The organism is Bariatricus sp. SGI.154 (genome assembly GCF_050313795.1).
GTDB lineage: Bacteria > Bacillota > Clostridia > Lachnospirales > Lachnospiraceae > CAMBRQ01.
This window is the reverse complement of sequence record NZ_JBNPMC010000037.1, coordinates 1-19020: the sequence shown is the minus strand read 5'-3', so window position 1 is coordinate 19020 and position 19020 is coordinate 1. Positions and strand designations below refer to the sequence as shown.

At 42.1% G+C, this 19020-nt stretch carries 16 protein-coding genes; 15 read left to right on the top strand and 1 reads right to left on the bottom strand.

Features of this window, described 5'->3' with window-relative positions; genetic code table 11:
* The first annotated feature begins 4 nt into the window (after positions 1-4).
* The 8 genes from ACQRBN_RS14135 (at position 5) to ACQRBN_RS14100 (ending at position 10713) form a co-directional block, all read left to right on the top strand.
* Positions 5-1252, top strand: a complete 1248-nt coding sequence (locus ACQRBN_RS14135) for a 6-phosphofructokinase (protein ID WP_427739651.1) — start codon at positions 5-7, stop codon at positions 1250-1252.
* A gap of 259 nt (positions 1253-1511) precedes the next feature.
* Positions 1512-3086, top strand: coding sequence for a hypothetical protein (locus tag ACQRBN_RS14130; protein WP_427739649.1), 1575 nt, complete (start codon positions 1512-1514; stop codon positions 3084-3086).
* Positions 3071-5107 (top strand): hypothetical protein, encoded by a 2037-nt coding sequence (locus ACQRBN_RS14125; protein ID WP_427739648.1) that lies wholly within the window; start codon positions 3071-3073, stop codon positions 5105-5107. The genes ACQRBN_RS14130 and ACQRBN_RS14125 overlap by 16 nt, the downstream gene beginning before the upstream one ends.
* A 192-nt stretch (positions 5108-5299) precedes the next feature.
* The gene (locus ACQRBN_RS14120; RefSeq protein ID WP_427739647.1) at positions 5300-5869 is read left to right on the top strand and encodes a glycerol-3-phosphate responsive antiterminator; all 570 of its coding nucleotides are present in this window, start codon (positions 5300-5302) and stop codon (positions 5867-5869) included.
* A gap of 55 nt (positions 5870-5924) precedes the next feature.
* Positions 5925-7421 (top strand): glycerol kinase GlpK, encoded by a 1497-nt coding sequence (gene glpK, locus ACQRBN_RS14115; protein WP_427739646.1) that lies wholly within the window; start codon positions 5925-5927, stop codon positions 7419-7421.
* A 175-nt stretch (positions 7422-7596) separates the two neighbouring features.
* Positions 7597-9039 (top strand): NAD(P)/FAD-dependent oxidoreductase, encoded by a 1443-nt coding sequence (locus ACQRBN_RS14110; RefSeq protein ID WP_427739645.1) that lies wholly within the window; start codon positions 7597-7599, stop codon positions 9037-9039.
* Positions 9040-9055: 16 nt separating this feature from the next.
* Entirely contained in the window at positions 9056-10342 is a 1287-nt protein-coding gene (locus ACQRBN_RS14105; protein ID WP_427739644.1) for an NAD(P)/FAD-dependent oxidoreductase, read from the top strand.
* Between the two features lie 5 nt (positions 10343-10347).
* Positions 10348-10713: a DUF1667 domain-containing protein gene (locus ACQRBN_RS14100; RefSeq protein ID WP_427739643.1), complete on the top strand. Its 366-nt coding sequence runs from the start codon at positions 10348-10350 to the stop codon at positions 10711-10713.
* Between the two features lie 189 nt (positions 10714-10902).
* On the opposite strand, the gene ACQRBN_RS14095 is transcribed toward ACQRBN_RS14100, so the two are convergent.
* The gene (locus tag ACQRBN_RS14095) at positions 10903-12123 is read right to left on the bottom strand and encodes a 6-phosphofructokinase (RefSeq protein WP_427739641.1); all 1221 of its coding nucleotides are present in this window, start codon (positions 12121-12123) and stop codon (positions 10903-10905) included.
* 197 nt (positions 12124-12320) lie between these two features.
* On the opposite strand from ACQRBN_RS14095, the gene ACQRBN_RS14090 reads away from it, so the two are divergent.
* From ACQRBN_RS14090 to ACQRBN_RS14060, 7 genes are all read left to right on the top strand, one after another.
* The gene (locus tag ACQRBN_RS14090; protein WP_427739639.1) at positions 12321-13337 is read left to right on the top strand and encodes a glycosyltransferase family 2 protein; all 1017 of its coding nucleotides are present in this window, start codon (positions 12321-12323) and stop codon (positions 13335-13337) included.
* Between the two features lie 65 nt (positions 13338-13402).
* A complete protein-coding gene (rbr, locus tag ACQRBN_RS14085) occupies positions 13403-14014 on the top strand; it encodes a rubrerythrin (RefSeq protein ID WP_427739637.1) in 612 nt (203 codons plus the stop codon).
* 129 nt (positions 14015-14143) lie between these two features.
* Complete coding sequence (locus tag ACQRBN_RS14080; RefSeq protein ID WP_427739636.1) at positions 14144-15967, top strand: S8 family peptidase; 1824 nt, start codon at positions 14144-14146, stop codon at positions 15965-15967.
* 220 nt (positions 15968-16187) lie between these two features.
* Positions 16188-16520, top strand: a complete 333-nt coding sequence (locus ACQRBN_RS14075; protein WP_427739635.1) for a helix-turn-helix transcriptional regulator — start codon at positions 16188-16190, stop codon at positions 16518-16520.
* Positions 16521-16531: 11 nt separating this feature from the next.
* Positions 16532-17353: an ImmA/IrrE family metallo-endopeptidase gene (locus ACQRBN_RS14070; protein ID WP_427739634.1), complete on the top strand. Its 822-nt coding sequence runs from the start codon at positions 16532-16534 to the stop codon at positions 17351-17353.
* Positions 17350-18006, top strand: a complete 657-nt coding sequence (locus ACQRBN_RS14065; protein ID WP_427739633.1) for a PIN domain-containing protein — start codon at positions 17350-17352, stop codon at positions 18004-18006. Before ACQRBN_RS14070 ends, ACQRBN_RS14065 begins: the two co-directional genes overlap by 4 nt.
* Before the next feature lie 284 nt (positions 18007-18290).
* Positions 18291-18707, top strand: coding sequence for a hypothetical protein (locus tag ACQRBN_RS14060; protein WP_427739632.1), 417 nt, complete (start codon positions 18291-18293; stop codon positions 18705-18707).
* Positions 18708-19020 lie beyond the last annotated feature (313 nt).

Below are 19020 nucleotides of genomic sequence, written 5' to 3'. Positions count from 1 at the left end.
GTTTATGAAAAGAAATGTTATCGTAGGACAGTCAGGGGGACCTACAGCAGCAATTAATTCAAGCCTTGCTGGAGTGTATCGTACAGCAAAAGACCGTGGAGCGAATAAAGTATACGGAATGCTTCATGGCATACAGGGATTATTAGAAGAGAAATATATTGATCTTTCAGATCATATTCAGACAGAACTGGATGCAGAATTATTGAAGAGAACACCGGCAGCATTCTTGGGATCATGCCGTTACAAATTACCAGAGATTCATGAGAATCGCGAAGTATATGATAAGATCTTCGAGATTCTTGAGAAACTGGATATTGAAGCATTCATCTATATTGGTGGTAATGATTCCATGGATACGATCAAGAAGTTATCCGATTATGCGATCATTACAGGCTTTTCAACAAGATTCATCGGATGCCCGAAGACAATTGATAATGACCTTGCACTTACAGACCATACACCGGGATACGGAAGTGCAGCGAAGTATATCGGTACATCCATGAAAGAGATCATCCGTGATGGCTTCTGCCTGGAATATGAAAAAGGTATCGTTACAATCGTAGAGATTATGGGACGTAATGCCGGCTGGCTGACGGGCGCAACTGCATTGTCCAAAGGTGAAGACTGTGAAGGTCCGGATCTGATCTATCTGCCGGAGATTACATTCGATCTTCAGACATTCAGCAGTAATGTAAAAAAACTCCTTGAAAAGAAGACATCTATCGTTGTAGCAGTATCAGAGGGTATCCGTACTGCTGATGGAAGTTATGTATGCGAACTTGGTAACAGCATTGACTTTGTGGATGCATTTGGTCATAAGCAGTTATCAGGAACTGCTTCTTATCTTGCAAGCTTCATCGCAGGAGAGATCGGATGCAAGACTCGTGCAATTGAGTTAAGTACTCTGCAGCGTGCAGCATCTCACGCAGCATCCCGTGTAGATATCCTGGAGGCTTATCAGGTTGGTGGTGCAGCTGTAAAGGCTGCTGATGAAGGCGATTCCGGTAAGATGGTAGTTCTTCAGAGATTGTCTGATGATCCGTATCAGTGCGGAACAGAAGTAAAAGATGTTCATAAGATCGCAAATGATGAGAAACTTGTTCCAAGAGAATGGGTAAATGAAGATGGTACTTACGTTACAAATGAGTTCATCTCTTACGTAAGACCGTTGATCCAGGGTGATGTATCTCCAGTCATGGTTGATGGTATCCCGAGACATCTGTATACTCCTAAGGAATTAAGTTATAGATAATAAGTCGCACAATATAAGATGCCGCCTGTGGTCAAGCAGGCGGCATCTGCAATATGAAAATAAAGTAACAATCCGGCTTATGGCTGAACTGTTACAAATAAATCATATAAAGTTGAAAAAGTACTTGTATTTTTGCTGTAAATCAAGTAATATATAAATCACTCTATTATTCAAAAGAATCATGAGATCTGTTATTTCAATTTGTTTCAATGTTAATTTCAACAATATTTCAGCCCTATGGGAAAAAGAGGTGGTGTGGGTGTCATCAAAAGAAGGATATGACGTGTTGCGTCTGATTGAACATGGGCAGATATGTTATATCAGTTCGGAATATGTCGAGGGAAGGGTATTGGCTAACTGGCTAAAGTTCCATCCCCATATTACAAAAGAGAAATTATTCGGCTGGATTCAAAGTATGACAAGGCAACTTAGCATGATACATAAGTGTCGGAAGAAGTCATATTATCAGTATGTGAATCCTTATAGCATTGTCCTGGCAGAAGATGAGGAATTGTATTTTCTGGATATGGATGCCAGTTCCAATGAGAAACAGTTAAAACTGATGCGAAGGCGTGTCGTGCGGGAAGCATTTCTTCCGGCAGAAGAACCCTATTATCAGAAAGCAAGTATCGGGCTGGATATCTATGGGCTTGGCAAGACGATTCAATATCTGCTGTCTATCTCCGAACCAGATCCGCCCTTAAGTAAACGAGAAGAGAAAAGATTTCAAAGAATCATATCAAAATGCCTGAAAAGGCAATCAAAATCATCATATCAAAATGTATCAGAGATTCGAAAAGTTATCCCGATATATAAGACAAAGGCGAAGAATTCCCACCACGGTATCCGTAGAATTCTTGTAGCAGGAGGAATTATTCTTGCATCTGGGGTTATATGCAAGATGCTCGTGTTCACAGAATATGGAAACCAGAAGGAGAGAATATCGCAGGAAAGTACACAAGAAGAGAAGACAGAGGATTCAGATAGTAAGAAGAAAACGAAAAGGGCAGAGATACAGAAGGTTTCAGAAGGTGCCTCCAATGATACTGAGGAATACATGGAATTGGCAATCGCGTATTTTCTGGATGTGGAGGACTATGAGAAAAGCCTTTGCTGTCTAAATAAGATTAGAAAAAACTATGTTCCGGCTGTAGATCTTGGAATCATTGTTCAAGCATTTTTAAGTAATGAAGAGGAAAAAGATGTGGAATTGATTGAAAAGCATCTGAAAAGCCTGGAAGAACAGATTCAAGCAGAACTGATTCAAGAGAAACAAGCGAAGAGCGAAATAGTTCGCAATGGTGATGAGGGGCGGTATTATCATTGCCTGGTGAAAGGTTACGGACTGCTGGGTACGGAAGAAGCATCCGAAGAGATTCTGCGTCTTGGCAGGAAGTATCTGGACATAGAGGGGAATAATAGTGAAGAAATAACAGAGATTCAGGAGTATATGGCATCCGCTTATGAGAAGATGGAGAAGAAAGAAGAAGCCGCGCATATGTACGAGGTGGTACTGGAACAGGAAACGGATGCAGGCAGGCGAGAAGAACTGTACCGGAATATTGTGATATTGTATGAAGCCTGCGATCGGAATGATAGGGCACTTGATACGTGTGTGCAGGGAATTGAAGAATTGAAAGACTCAGAAGAACTTAGGATGATCCATATCCGGTTATTGTGTAAGGATGCGTCTGTCGGCCGGGATGTCTGTGCGCAGACCATACGGGAATATATCCGGCAGATACCGAAGATTCTGGAGAAAGAGGAGTTTCAGAAGTTGCAGAGAGAATATGAGATACATGTGGAAGGAGAAGAGGTATGGGTAGGAAACTGAGAAGTATTGTGGCATTTCTTGTTGTGATGGTAATGTTATATTGTCAGCAGGAGAGATTCGTGGATCTGGCATATGCGCAAGAAGAAAGAATGTGTCTTGCAAATGCACAGGAGAATCGTAAGGCATTTGGTGTGTCTGGAGAAGGAGAAGAGGGTGCGAAGTTGTCGGGAGGAACAGAACAGTCATTCAGGGAAGAAGGAGGAGAAATGTTGCCGGATGAGGAAGACGGAAGGATACCGGAACGTAATTGGGAGAATGGGAAATTGCCAGAAGATGAAGACAAAGGGGAGAATCGAGACAAAGGGAAAGATGGCGACAAAGAGGAAGGCGAAGATAAAGCGGAAGATGAAGACAAAGGAGAAGAGCAGCCGTCGGAAGGGGAAGAAAAGCCTCCGGAAGAAGTAGAGGGCGGAGGGGAGGAACCTCCGGAAGAAATGGTATGCTTTGAGATAGTAATTGCACCAGAAGACGGAGAAAATGGCTATTATATTACAAAGCCAGATGTAGAGATCTGTCATATGAGCATCAGAGGAACTACAAAATATCGTTTTTCAGATAGTGATGGCCAGATAACAGAGGGCGAATTGAAGCAGCCAGAAGGGAAGATGCGAATTGAGAAAGAGAAATTCCAGGAAGGGACGAATCACCTGTCTGTATGGATGGAGGATGAAACAGGCAGGCGTATTGAAGAATATACACTGGAACGGGATTTCAGGATTGATACGATAGCGCCCGTTATTCGGATACAGACACCGAGAGGGCTGGATGCGTGGTATCAGAAAGAAGTGTTTATTAGTGTTATAGGTGAAGATGGAGAGAAGGGAAGCCAGGCAGAATATATCACCTGCTTTTCGGAAAACCAACTATTTGGCAGCAGTCACCAGGCAAATGCGGGATTTCGGATTGCGCAGATGTCAGCGAAAGGGAATGCAGTGCCTGTTACCATAAGGATTAGGGATCGGGCTGGAAATCACGCTGAACAGACGGTGGGAATCTATATTGACAGCCAACCGCCCAAGGCATCCATAGAAGGTGTTCAGAACTATATGATAACCAGCCAGCCGGTAGAAGTGAACTACCTAATAGAAGAAGAGAATCTGATTGGACAGGCAAGTGCTAGTGCCAGATGGGAAGATCCACAGGGGAAAGTGACAGTAATGAAAGCCGAAGAGTGGAAAGACACAGGGAATGGAATCCGTGCATGCCAGACACTGACGGAGGATGGCATCTATCAGTTAAGTGTAGAGGCTAAGGATCAGTCTGGATATGGGGATAATAGCAGTGCACAGGTCATTATCGATAAGGAGAATCCTGTCATTGGATATGTGGATCAGATTGACCATCAGTATCTACAGAGTTTCTGTTGGAATTATCCGGCAGAAGAGTGTATTCAGGATTTTACCAGTTATACATATACCATAACGCTGGATGGAAAGCCTTACCACATGGGAGATAAAGTAACAAGGGAAGGAAGCCATGCGTTAGAAATCAAAGCCGTAGATTCAGCAGGGAATACAGGAACAGCAAAGGCACATTTTGTGATAGACCATACACCTCCACAGGTAATCTATAAAGATGTGGAGGAGGGAGAGACATACGAAGAAGAAAAGGAATTTCAGATTACGCTTAAGAATCAAGAAGACTTCATTGATGAGATACGTGTGAATGGAGTGTTACAGAAGACATCTTCAAGAGGCAAGGTTTATCAGTACAATGTACAAGACCGTAAAGATTATGAGATCTCGGTAAAGGCATATGATAAGGCGGGAAACCAGACAACTTCAAGACTGAAATTTCAGGTGGTTGAAAAAAAGAGTATACTGGAAAAGATAGTAAAACCAGTTGTCCAAAAGATTAGTGGTTCAGCGGAGTCGATGAAGGAGAAAAAGTCGATGGATAGTGGTGAAGAAGAGGGGATGGCTGGAGAGATTGTAGTTGCATTTGGATTTGTAGCTGTACTTATAATCCTGGGAAGTGGAGGGATGCTTTGGAGAAGGCAGGAGAAAAAAAGTCACCAATAAATCATCAATCATTATAAAAATAGTTGTGAAAATTAGCATGATATGATATAGTTTATATAGTTAAATGAATGTGCTGAGACAAGAGAGCAAATGATACAACAAAGTGTTGTTATTTAGTTTGCTCTTTTTTCTTTGAATATCCTTTTTGTGGGATAGAACTGGCAAGCGATTAAGGAATGAAGGTGGAGGCAGATGGACAGAAAATATTACGATACGATTGAGAGCAATCCAGTGATTGCGGCAATTAAAGATAAGGATGGTTTGGAAAAGTGTTGTAAGTCAGAGAATATCAAAGTAGTCTTTATCTTATTTGGAGACATCTGCTCGATAGGGGATATTGTTGAAAAGGTTAAGAAGGCAGGAATGCTTGCAATGGTACATATGGATTTAATTACGGGATTGAGTTCAAAGGAGATAGCCGTAGATTATATTAAGAATCATACGATGGCTGATGGAATTATCACGACCAAGCCTACGTTAATCCGAAGGGGAAGAGAATTATCTCTGTGTACGATTTTGAGATATTTTCTGATTGATTCTATGGCATTAGAGAATATCAAGCAGCAGCAATCCATGGTAAGACCTGATTTTATTGAAGTATTGCCGGGTCTTATGCCGAAGGTGATCGGTAAGATCTGTAAGGAATCCAGAACGCCGATTATCGCAGGTGGGCTGATTCGGGATAAAGAGTCAGTGATGGCAGCCCTGTCAGCGGGAGTGATTGCAGTATCAACCACGAATCAGGATGTATGGCAGATGTAAAGCCGTGAGGTGCTAATAATAAAAAGATACAATCAAGAAAAGGGAGGATTACATAATGACAAAATATGTAATGGCGCTGGATGCAGGAACGACAAGCAACCGATGCATCTTATTTAATGAGGCGGGGGAGATGTGCAGTGTTGCACAGAGAGAATTCAAGCAATATTTCCCGAAGCCGGGCTGGGTAGAGCATGATGCGGATGAGATCTGGGCAAGCCAGCTAGGAGTCGCAGTGGAAGCGATGAATATGATAGGAGCGACAGCAGAGGATATTGCTGCGATCGGAATCACCAATCAGAGAGAGACGGTCATTGTGTGGGATAAGAATACAGGGGAACCTGTTTATCATGCAATCGTATGGCAGTGCAGAAGAACTTCCGAATATAGCGATTCTTTGAAGGAAAAAGGACTGGTAGAAAAGTTCAGAGAGAAGACCGGGCTGGTGATAGATGCGTATTTTTCTGCCACTAAGGTGAAATGGATTCTTGACAATGTGCCGGGAGCAAGAGAAAGAGCGAAGAGAGGGGAACTGCTCTTTGGAACGGTGGAGACATGGCTGATCTGGAAATTAACGAAAGGTGCGGTTCATGTGACGGATTATTCCAATGCATCACGAACCATGCTTTTCAATATTAATACGCTAGAATGGGATGATGAGATCCTGGAAGAACTGGACATTCCAAAGTGCATGCTTCCGGAAGCAAAGCCATCCAGCTGTATCTATGGAGAGGCAGATCCATCTTTCTTAGGGGGACCGATTCCAATCGCAGGTGCAGCGGGAGATCAGCAGTCGGCGTTATTTGGCCAGACTTGTTTTAATGCGGGCGAGGCGAAGAATACCTATGGAACCGGATGTTTCTTGTTGATGAATACAGGAGAAAAGCCGGTATTCTCTAAAAATGGGTTGATCACAACGATTGCATGGGGATTGGATGGAAAAGTGAATTATGCACTGGAAGGTTCTATCTTCGTAGCGGGAGCTGCAGTTCAGTGGTTGAGAGACGAGATGCGTCTGATTGATTCCGCAATCGATTCTGAGTATATGGCTAAGAAGGTAAAGGATACCAATGGATGTTATGTGGTTCCTGCATTTACAGGGCTTGGAGCGCCACACTGGGATCAATATGCAAGAGGAACGATTGTAGGAATCACCCGTGGCGTGAATAAATATCATATCATCCGTGCTACATTAGAGTCTCTGGCTTATCAGGTCAATGACGTGCTGAATGCCATGGGAGCGGATTCGGGCATATCCCTTGCAGCCCTGAAAGTAGATGGCGGTGCCAGTGCGAATGACTTTCTGATGCAGACCCAGGCGGATATAATCAACGCCCCGGTACAGCGCCCACAGTGTGTAGAGACGACAGCAATGGGAGCTGCATATCTTGCCGGTCTGGCAGTCGGATACTGGAAGAGTAAGGAAGAGGTCATTAAGAACTGGGCGATTGACCGGACGTTTACCCCATCCATTGAAGAAGAAGAAAGAGTCAAGAGAATCAAAGGATGGAACAAAGCGGTTAAGTATGCATATGGATGGGCAAAAGACGAATAAACCAAAATAGTATCAAGTGAATAGATCGTTGCATGAGAGAGGAGCCAGCAATAGTCGCATTGAAAGAGATGCGTTTATTTTACTGGCTCCTTTTTGATTTTAAGATATTTCTTAAGAAGAGAAATGTCTTAAAAAAATTAACTGAGTGGATATTATGATAGGAGGAGAAGCAATCATGTATGATTATGATGTGATAATTATAGGAGCGGGGGTATCTGGCAGTGCCATTGCACGAGAACTTTCCCGATACAAAGTGAATGCGTGTGTATTAGAAAGAGAAGAAGATGTATGCTGTGGAACTTCCAAAGCCAACAGCGGAATCGTCCATGCCGGGTACGATGCGCCAATCGGTTCTATGAAGGCGAAGATGAATCTGCGAGGTAATGCAATGATGGAACAGTTATCTAAGGATCTGGATTTTCCTTTTTTCCGCAATGGTTCACTGGTAATCTGTTTGGACAAAAAAGATATGCCAAGATTACAGGAACTATATGACAGAGGAGTTGCCAATGGGGTTTGGGGGCTTCAGATTCTGATGAAAGAAGAAGTAAAAGAGAGGGAACCGAATATTACGGATGAGGTATATGCAGCGCTATATGCGCCTACCGGAGGAATCGTGTGCCCTTTCGGTCTTAATATTGCACTGGCAGAAAATGCGAATACGAATGGTGTGGAATTTCGGTTTCATACGGAAGTCCAGAAGATTGAAAAATCAGAGGAAGGATTTATACTACATACAAGTCAGGGAGATTATAGGGCTGGATATGTGGTAAATGCAGCCGGTGTGTATGCAGATCATTTCCACAATATGGTCAGTGATCAGAAGATACATATTACTGCAAGAAAGGGAGATTATTTCCTGTTGGATAAAAGTGCCGGAAAACATGTGAGCAGTACAATATTTGCCTTGCCGGGTATCTATGGAAAGGGGGTTCTTGTAGCGCCAACTGCCCATGGCAATCTGCTGGTAGGACCAACTGCAATCGATATTCCTAATAAAGAAGGAACGAATACAACCAGGGAAGGACTTGACCAGGTGCTTGCAAAAGCGGGAATGAATGTAAAGAACCTTCCGATGAGACAGGTAATCACTTCATTCGCAGGGCTTCGGGCGCATGAAGATCAGGATGAATTCATCATTGAAGAGGTAGAAGACGCCAAAGGCTTCATTGATTGTGCAGGAATTGAGTCTCCGGGGCTTACCAGCTGTCCGGCGATCGGAGAATTAGTTGCAGATATGTTAAGAGATAAGATGAGGCTGGAAGAAAAAGAAGAGTTCATCGCAACGAGAAAAGGAATCCTGAATCCGGAGACATTATCAAAAGAGGAACGGATAGAGTTAATAAAAAATAATCCGGCATACGGCAATATTATCTGCCGGTGTGAGATGATAACAGAAGGTGAGATTATTGATGCGATCAGACGTCCTCTTGGCGCGAGATCTCTGGATGGAGTGAAACGCAGGACAAGAGCGGGCATGGGACGCTGTCAGGCTGGCTTCTGTTCGCCAAGAACTATGGAGATTCTGGCAAGGGAACTGAAGGTAGATATGCAGGATGTTACGAAGTCGGGAGGAGCATCAAAGATTGTCGTAGGTGTTAATAAAGATACAATATAAGGAGGCGCAAAAAAAGATGAAGAATTATGATATTGTGATTATCGGCGGCGGTCCTGCGGGGCTTGCAGCAGCAGTTTCCGCTAAGGAGAACGGAATTGAAAGCATTCTGATCCTGGAGAGAGATAAGGAACTTGGCGGCATTCTGAATCAATGTATTCACAATGGCTTCGGCTTACATACATTCAAAGAAGAACTAACCGGACCGGAATATGCAGGCAGATTCATCGAACAGGTAAATGAACTTCAGATAGAGTATAAACTTCATACAATGGTAATGGATATTCGTGCAGACAAAGTGATCACTGCTATGAATCGGGAGGAAGGGCTTTTTGAGATTCAGGCGAAGGCAGTCATCCTGGCAATGGGATGCAGAGAGAGACCAAGAGGCGCATTGAACATTCCGGGATATCGTCCGGCGGGAATCTTTTCAGCCGGAACGGCGCAGAGGCTGGTGAATATGGAAGGCTATCTGCCGGGAAGAGAAGTTGTCATCTTAGGTTCCGGCGATATCGGTCTGATCATGGCAAGAAGAATGACGTTGGAAGGAGCCAAAGTAAAAGTAGTGGCAGAATTAATGCCATATTCCGGCGGGCTTAAAAGAAATATCGTTCAGTGCCTGGATGACTATGGGATTCCGTTAAAATTAAGCCATACAGTTGTTGATATTCAAGGGAAAGAAAGACTGGAGGGAGTTACGCTTGCGGAGGTAGATGGAAAAGGCAAGCCGATTTCGGGAACAGAAGAATTCTATTCCTGTGATACTTTGCTGCTATCCGTCGGACTGATTCCGGAAAATGAACTTTCCGGCGGAATGGGCGTGGAGTTGAATCCGGTCACTTCCGGACCAAGAGTCAACGAGAGCCTGGAGACGAATATCGAAGGTGTATTTGCGTGTGGCAATGTGCTTCATGTGCATGACCTGGTGGATTTCGTATCTGAGGAGGCGAAAGCGGCAGGAAAGAATGCAGCCATGTATGTAAAATCAGAAGGAATAACAGATAGACCGGCATCAGATAAGGGGAAAAAGCCATGTGTCCGGTTGAAGGCAACAGATGGTGTGCGTTATACCGTGCCGGAAACAATTCATGTAGACCGGATGGCTGATACACTGACAGTACGTTTCCGTGTTGGCGGCGTATATCAGAATTGCTTTATAAGTGCATATTTTGACGATGAGCGAGTGATTCATAAGAAACGACCGGTAGTTGCGCCTGGTGAGATGGAAGAGATTAAGTTAACAAAAGAGCAGTTGGAAAAGTATCCGGATCTTGAGATGATAACGGTGAAGATTGAGGAGGCGTAGAGAAGATGGAAGAGAGGAATCTGATATGTATTAACTGTCCGATGGGATGCGCTCTTGCGGTCACAATGAATGGAACTGAAGTAGTAAAGGTTAGTGGGAATACGTGTAAACGCGGTGATATCTATGCCAGAAAAGAAGTGACCAATCCGACCAGAATCGTAACTTCCACGATAAGGGTGACGGGTGGAGATGAGAGCATGGTATCGGTGAAGACGAAAGAAGATATTCCCAAAGGGAAGATTATGGATTGTGTGAAAGCGTTGAAAGAAGTTACCTTAAATGCACCGGTATGTATCGGAGAGGTGATCTTGGAGAATGTGGCTGATACGGGAACTGACATTGTAGCGACTAAAAATGTGAGGGCGGTTTGAAAACCCCATAAAAAGGGAGGATGCCGGGTGATTGTGTTACCAATTCCCGGCATGTATTATGAAAAAGTTTATTCAAAATTGTGTTTAGTGTTCTTTTCATTTGATACGTTTAGTATAAACTAGACCTATGAAGAAACAATGTTAAACAAATGAAGGTTTTTTGAAAGATAAATGAACAAATTATGAACACTATTTTCTATAAGCAAAAAGCGGAATGCCATTCTTGGTAGGAAGTTCCACATATCCCTGTGTCAGTGGTCTTACATAATCAATAAACTGATCGCTGATGTCAGAGCCTTCATTAATGATCCACTCAGCCGGAACAGGTTTTTCTTGATTGCAGATGATATTCACGTCCGCAGTGCCATAAGACAACTCATAAGGAACGCTCTTATTCCTGATAAATGTAATCATCTTGCCGGTGTCGCCCATAAGTGCCACCTGAACAGCATAGATACCGGCATTCACAGATTCATCCAGGTCAACTCTGGACAGGTGCGCGCAGGAACAGCGCTGGCACACATTCAGCTCAATTGAACGAACCTTTACACCAATCTTCTCCTTTACCAGATTCTCCAGGTATTTGCCGGAGCCGGTCAGCATCTTATGCCCGAAAGAGTCAGTACCTACATCGCTTGCATATTCGCAGATGAATGTACCGTTGCCGTCATTGATTCCCTCAGAGATGCAGACAACCAGATTCGGAGTTGTCTTAAGTCCTTCTCTGACTTTTTCGATAAATGCATCCTGATCGAATGCAACTTCGGGAAGATAGATCAATACCGGATTATCGCCTTCGAACTTACGCGCAAGAATGCTGGCAGCAGTCAGCCATCCTGCATGGCGTCCCATAACTTCTACAATGGTAACGGACTGCTTGTTATCATATACGTTTGCGTCAGTTGCAATCTCACGAACAACGGTAGCCACGTACTTAGCAGCACTTCCGTATCCTGGCGTGTGATCCGTCTCTACCAGATCGTTGTCAATCGTCTTTGGAACGCCGATGAAACGGATGTCACTGTGGATTTCCTCGGCATAGCGAGACAACTTGCTTACAGTATCCATAGAATCATTTCCGCCGATGTAGAAGAAATAGCCAATATTGTGTTCTTCGAATTTCTGGAACAATGTAGGATAGACTGAATCTGCCAGGTCTTCCGGCAATTTGTAGCGGCAGGAGCCTAAGTAAGCGCCAGGAGTAGTGCGTACAAGTTCTAGTTCGTTTGTTTTGCCTAAAGCCCCGATATCCATCATATTTCCATTCAGGAATCCTTCGATTCCATTCACCATTCCATAGATGCGTTCTATAGAGTCAGAGTGTTTCAAGCCTTCTGATACCACTCCGTATAAACTGCCGTTGATGACAGCAGTAGGACCGCCAGATTGTCCAACTATAATATTTTTCATTGCAATATCCTCCTAGTCATGTATATTCTCTATCATTTACTATAAAGGATAGAGATGGATTTTACAATTGTGCAAAATAGATTTTTATAGGTTTTATAAAAGAGATAAAAGAGATTTTACAAAGAATCGGTTGGAAAAATCGTTAAAATGTTTTATACTAGTTAAAGTTATATACTAACAGGTAAAGGAGAGAGAGAATGAAGTACATTTCATTTGCAATCCCATGTTATAATTCGCAGGATTATATGTCGCATGCGATTGAAAGTATTCTACCGGGCGGAGAAGATGTGGAGATTATTATTGTTAATGATGGCTCTAAGGACAGAACATCAGAGATTGCCCATGAATACATGGAGCGGTATCCGAATATTATTAAAGTTGTAGATAAAGAGAATGGCGGACACGGAGATGCGGTGAATTCGGGTCTTACCAATGCACAGGGTAAATATTTTAAAGTTGTGGACAGTGATGACTGGGTGGATGAAGAAGCGCTGCATAAGATATTGGAACTGCTTCGGCATCTGGAAGATGAGAATGAGCAGATAGATATGCTGGTGTCCAATTATGTATACGAGAAGGTTGGGGCAGCGCATAAGAAATGCATCCACTACCGTAATGTACTGCCACAGGATGAGATATTCCGTTGGGATGATATCGGGCATTTTCATTTGGATCAGTATATTTTGATGCATTCGGTTATCTACCGGACAGATATGCTGAAATTAAGTCAGATGATATTGCCGAAGCATACGTTCTATGTAGATAATATCTATGTATATTATCCATTGCCTTATGTGCGTAAGATCTACTATCTGGATGTGGATTTTTACCGGTATTATATCGGAAGAGACGACCAGTCTGTCAATGAGAAGAATATGATTGCAAGGGTTGACCAGCAGATTTTCGTTACGAAGACCATGATAGATATGTATGAGTTAAAGAAGGTTACCAGTAAGAAATTAAGAGCATATATGATTAACTATCTGGCAATCATGATGACGGTGTCATCCATACTTCTGATCCGATCCAAGACACAGGAGAATCTGGAGAAGAAGAAAGAACTCTGGAAGTATCTTAAGCAGAAGGATGTCAAGGTCTATATTAAGATCCGATATGGTATTCTTGGACAGACTATGAATATACCGGGGAAATCTGGCAGAAAGATATCTTCTCTCGCATATAGCGTTGCGAGAAGAATTATTGGATTCAATTAATAAAATATGAATAATTTGGCAGCCATGTCACATACTAGGATTAAGAATGAAAAGGAGAGTGTGACATGGCTATTGATTTTAAAGAAAGTAAGACAAGAGTGAATCTGATGAAAGCATTTGCCGGAGAGAGCCAGGCAAGAAACAGGTATACCATTGCAGCAGAAGAGGCGAAGAAACAGGGCTTATTCTCAGTGAATCAGATCTTCCTTTTTACTGCGGATCAGGAACGTGCTCATGCAGAGCGTTTTTACAATCTGCTTAAGAACCTTTCCGGAACTACGATTGAGATTGCGGGAGGCTATCCGATCGATCATTTTGAGAGTGTGGTCGATCTGTTAAAAGCAGCGAAGCACAACGAGATGGAAGAGGCGGATGATGTATATCAGGCATTTGGAAATGAAGCAAAAGAGGAAGGATTTATTGAGGCAGCGTCTACATTCTTCCAGATTGCAGAGATAGAAGCTATCCATGGCAGACGCTTCGGCAAACTGGCAGAGTTGCTGGAACAGAATAAGTATTTTGAGAAAGAGGCAAACGGGGAGTGGATGTGCTTGAACTGTGGACATATTTACACTGGGAAAATGGTTCCGCAGGTATGCCCGGTCTGCCGTTATGAACGGGGATATTTTATTCCGGCAGAGATTGCGCCGTATCTGGGATATGATTTTGTATCATAGACTAGATTTGTTCTTATGATACCAAAAATCTCCGGGCAATGGTGGTAATAATCTGGAACCTCAGACCGTACTATGGAATATCAGACCATCATGAGGATAGGCGAACGGTGAAGAGGGAGGCAGAATTATATGGCAAGTCAGAAGATTGAGAATCTATTGAATCTGGCATTAGATGCTACACAAGAGGAACGGGAGAAGTCTTTGGAACTGGATGTAGGATATAATCCCATTGAAAGAGAATGGGATCTGATCGTAAAGTATTCGGGAAATCTTGACAAAGTACGGGAACTGGCAAGCCAGGTGGTAGAACTACAGAATGAATATGCAATCATCACAATCCGGGAGTCATTGATTGTGAGGCTTGCGGGGATTCCGGAGGTAGAATATATTGAGAAGCCTAAGAGGCTGTTTTTCCAAGTTGCGAATGGAAAACGGGTATCTTGTATCGATGCAGTACAGGATGCCCGTTTTGCATTATTCGGACAGGGAGTGCTGGTTGCAGTGATTGATTCGGGAATTGACTATGAGAATGCAGATTTCCGTAATGAGGATGGGACGACCAGGATTCGGGCATTGTGGGATCAATCGCAGGTAGTGAGATCGGTAACGCCAGAAAATCCGGCTTCCATGGAAACTGAATTGTCTGAAAGAGCAGAAGAAGGTAGAGGGGGTTATGAGTTTCAGTTGACACCGCCTCGGGGCTATGCCATGGGAGTAGAGTATACGCAGGAGCAGATTAACGAGGCGCTGCGCCAGCCAACAATCCAGGCACGCAGGCAGATTGTTCCGAGTATGGATACCTCTGGTCATGGGACGGCTGTTGCAGGTATTGCAGCAGGGAATGGAAGGAACAGCGGCGGTCAGTATGCAGGTGTTGCACCGCAAAGTGAACTGATTGTGGTAAAACTTGGGAGCCCGAGGCAGGAAGGATTCCCGCGGACAACGGAATTGATGCAGGGGATTGACTATGTGATCCGAAAAGCGTTGGAATTCGGCATGCCGGTGGCAATCAATATTAGTTTTGGCAATACTTATGGTTCACACGATGGAACATCGTTGCTAGAACGTTTTATTGATGATCTTTCGAATATCTGGAAGAACTGTATCTGCATCGGTTCCGGCAATGAGGCTGCAAGTGCCGGACATACGTCAGGAATCCTGACGATGGATCAGGAGGCAGTCATACAGTTGGCTGTGCAGAATAATCAGCCTGCGCTAAGTATTCAGATATGGAAAGAGTATACGGATGTTATAGACATATCATTAGTCAATCCGTCAGGAGTCAGGGTAGGACCGATTCAGGAGATACTGGGATCACAGAGATTCACGGTTGGGCAGACGGAAATACTGCTGTATTATGGAGAGCCAAGTCCTTATAGTACTGCGCAGGAAATCTATATTGATATGCTGCCAAAGGATTCTTATATTACAGGAGGGGTCTGGCAGATTGTCCTGACACCGAAGAAAATCGTTTCCGGGGCATATGAATTATGGCTTCCAAGCGAAGGGATTCTGAATCGCGGGACAGGATTCTTATATCCGACAGATAATACGACGCTTACCATTCCATCTACAGCGAGCAGGGTGATTGCGGTAGGTGCATATAATCCGCTGAATTTTGCTTATGCGGATTTCTCGGGGAGAGGGTATACCCGTGAGACGAATCTGGTAAAGCCGGATATTGTGGCACCGGGGGTGGATATTACGACGTCTGTGGTAGGAGGCGGCTATGCGCAGTTTACGGGGACTTCCTTTGCGACTCCATTTGCGACTGGGGGTGCGGCGCTTCTGATGGAATGGGGAATTGTCAGGGGGAATGATCCGTATCTGTATGGGGAGAAGGTGAAGGCGTATTTTAGAAGAGGTGCAAGACCGCTGCCGGGATTTGCGGAGTATCCGAATCCGCAGGTGGGGTATGGGGCGCTGTGTGTCAGGGATAGCCTGCCGATTTGATATGTCAGCAAATCTCTACGGGATTATCTCCTATAGAACGGTGGATGGGTGCTGCGTGTAAATTCGTGAAATTGAAGACGGAGGATATGGACAGAATTTTGGAGTACATGATCAAAAATAAAACATGCTATTTTCTTAGTGTTGCAAAATTATAACATTTATTGTTGACAATGCTCATTTTTGTGATAGAATAGTAGTACACAGAAATGGAGGGATAATCATGAATGAGATGTTAGGCAGTCGCATTAAGGCATTAAGAAGTGCGAGAAATTTCACTCAGGAGCAAATTGCTGATCAAATTGGAGTAAGCAGACAGAAGTATGCAAGAATTGAGAGTGGAGTTAATAGTATTACATTGGATATCCTTTCTAAAGTTGCAGAAGTTCTCGATGTGACTGTAAGAGATATAACAAGAGTACTTGATGAGACTCCGGTTGTTGCATATAGAGTAGGAAAGGAAAACGGATCTTCAAAAAAGATATTTGATATGCTTGATTTGTTTTACGCAAATAAGCATATGTATGCAAAGCTTCAGCGCAAGGATATGATTTAGGAGGTGCGTGAATGCAAGACAGTAGAAAGCGAGAAATCCGTATAAAAGCAGATTCCTTTAGAGAAAAGTGCAAAATCAGCAGATATGGAATCATTGATTTGTTTAAGGAATGTGAGAGATCAGGGTATAAACTATTAAGATATCCTCTTGGAGAAAATGCCGATCTAGGATTTACAGTAAAAAAAGACAATGATATTGTTATTTTTACGAATAGCTGCAGTAGATTGTCCAGAGAAATCTTTACACTTGCGCATGAGATTGGTCATGTTATTTTGCACCTAGAGGATATGACTTCTTTCATTGATGATAATGTTACTATTAATGGAAGAAGTACAGATGAGAAGGAGCAGGAAGCAAATTATTTTGCCGCATGTTTATTGATGCCTTCTGACGATGTTGACCGATTTATTGATTTGGAAATACAAAATTTTCATGAAAAGGGATTATCCGCAATGGATATTGCCAGAATCATGTCAGAGTTTAATGTTAGCTTTGATATGGTATTGAACCGATTGGAAAGTCTGGATGTTATTGATTCAAATCAAAAGCTTTGTCTTGATAATGAAAAAATTGAAAAGAAAGTTGGGAATCTGCTTCGAAGTGTGGGTGGAAATGCAAGACTGAACGTGCCTAGTAATGAGATTGATATACCATATGAGTATATTGATTATGCTATTTATAACTACAACCATAATGCGGTACCGAAGGAGACTTTGGAAAGGGTTTTGGCTTGTTATCAGCTCAGCATAGAAGATGTTAGCGATAAGATTGTTGAATATTCTGATGATGACGATGATGATTTGGATAATTTGATAGGAGGTTTAGACGATTGAGAGCCTCTTTAGACACAAATGCTATTATCCATTTCTATAAGGCAGGTCTTCAGGATATATTGTTTAAATTCTTTGATGAGGGCGTATTCATCTATGAACAGATTCGCGATGTCGAGTTAGAAAATCATGGTCAGGATGTGCTTGAACAGGTTGATTCTGACATTGCTGCTGGAAAGATTGAATTATATACGAATCAGAAGCTAAAGGATTTGCAGGTATACAAGATTTTTGAGTATAATGTTAATGAAAACAGAAATCTGTATGATACAGGTGACTTGGGTGAGGTATATGCGATATCATTGGCACAAACACTTGGTGCATATTCGTTGGTGACAGATGATACGAAACAAGGTGGACCATATATGTCTTTGTTGCAGTTTGAAGATGATATTATGCCATTTACTTTTGCAGATGTATTAATTCTGAGATACTTGGTTGGTACGGTAGATGAAAATCAAACTGTGAAGGATTTTAATTCAATCAATTTATCTTCTAATTTGAATTGGTCTTTCAAGAGCCAGGTGACAAAGTTTGTTAAAAGGTTCTTTAGGAATCCATATAGAAATGAAGATACGACATGGATAAAGAAACTTGCTAATGACAATAGTATTAATATTAAATTGAAGCTTGCGACATTAAGTAAGCTGTTATGATGAGTCGAGGATCGTGTAGAGATACATGGTCCTTTTACTGTTTTATAGGAAAGATGCGGCTTTCAGCTATTTTTTGGCAAAAGAGTTGCATATTTTTTATAACAATAACTAGATGTTCGCAGGATCATGCGAGAAGGATTAATTGCCGACATAAAAACACATGAAAATAATTCTAACAAATAAAAATTAAAGATAAATAATTAAATTAGTACTTTCAATTTATTTTAATGAATGATAAAATGAAATAGAACAGAGTAATAATTATTTATGGAAAGGAGAATTTTATGTCAAATGCAAGTGAGATACGGATGTATTATAAAGAATTATTGGAAGATTTAGAAGAACATAGTAGGGCGGAATTGTTTTCTTACGCAAGACGAAGAAATCCAAGTGCAAATTATACAGAAGGTATGTTGACAGGTGCCTTGAAAACGCTAGTAGATAGAAATATGAATTATATTTGTGTGAGTCGAGGTATATATAGATTAAATATGGATGCAGATTTCAACAATAGAAGTTATGTAAGAACATTAATTGAAAGATATAAAGAGATATTAAAAACAACGGTAGAGGAAATGGAAAATGAGATTACTGTGAATCCATTTTTGCTTTTGGATGTGGACGAAAAAGAGGCATCTAAAATGAAAAAGGTTAAAAAATGTATAGATGTAATAAAAAATACTATTGAATATATAAATTAAAGTATGAATTAATTTATATGGAGTTGTAACAGAAATGTATTTGGCTATGGATAAGGATATTTCTGCTAAGATTTGTGACAATGATGTGATTTTTATGTGTGTAAAAGATGATAAATGATTATGAGATAAAAGGAAAATGCAGATGAACATAGAAGCATACAATCTTGACTCTCTTCGGAAGCTGGTAAGGAAACTTCAGGCAGAGAACCGCAGTTTAAAGGAACAATTAGAAGCGGCTAATATTCCATTTGATACAGAGGATATATTCGAAGAAAAAATCGAGAATACGGAAGAGTATGATCCGGATCAAGGC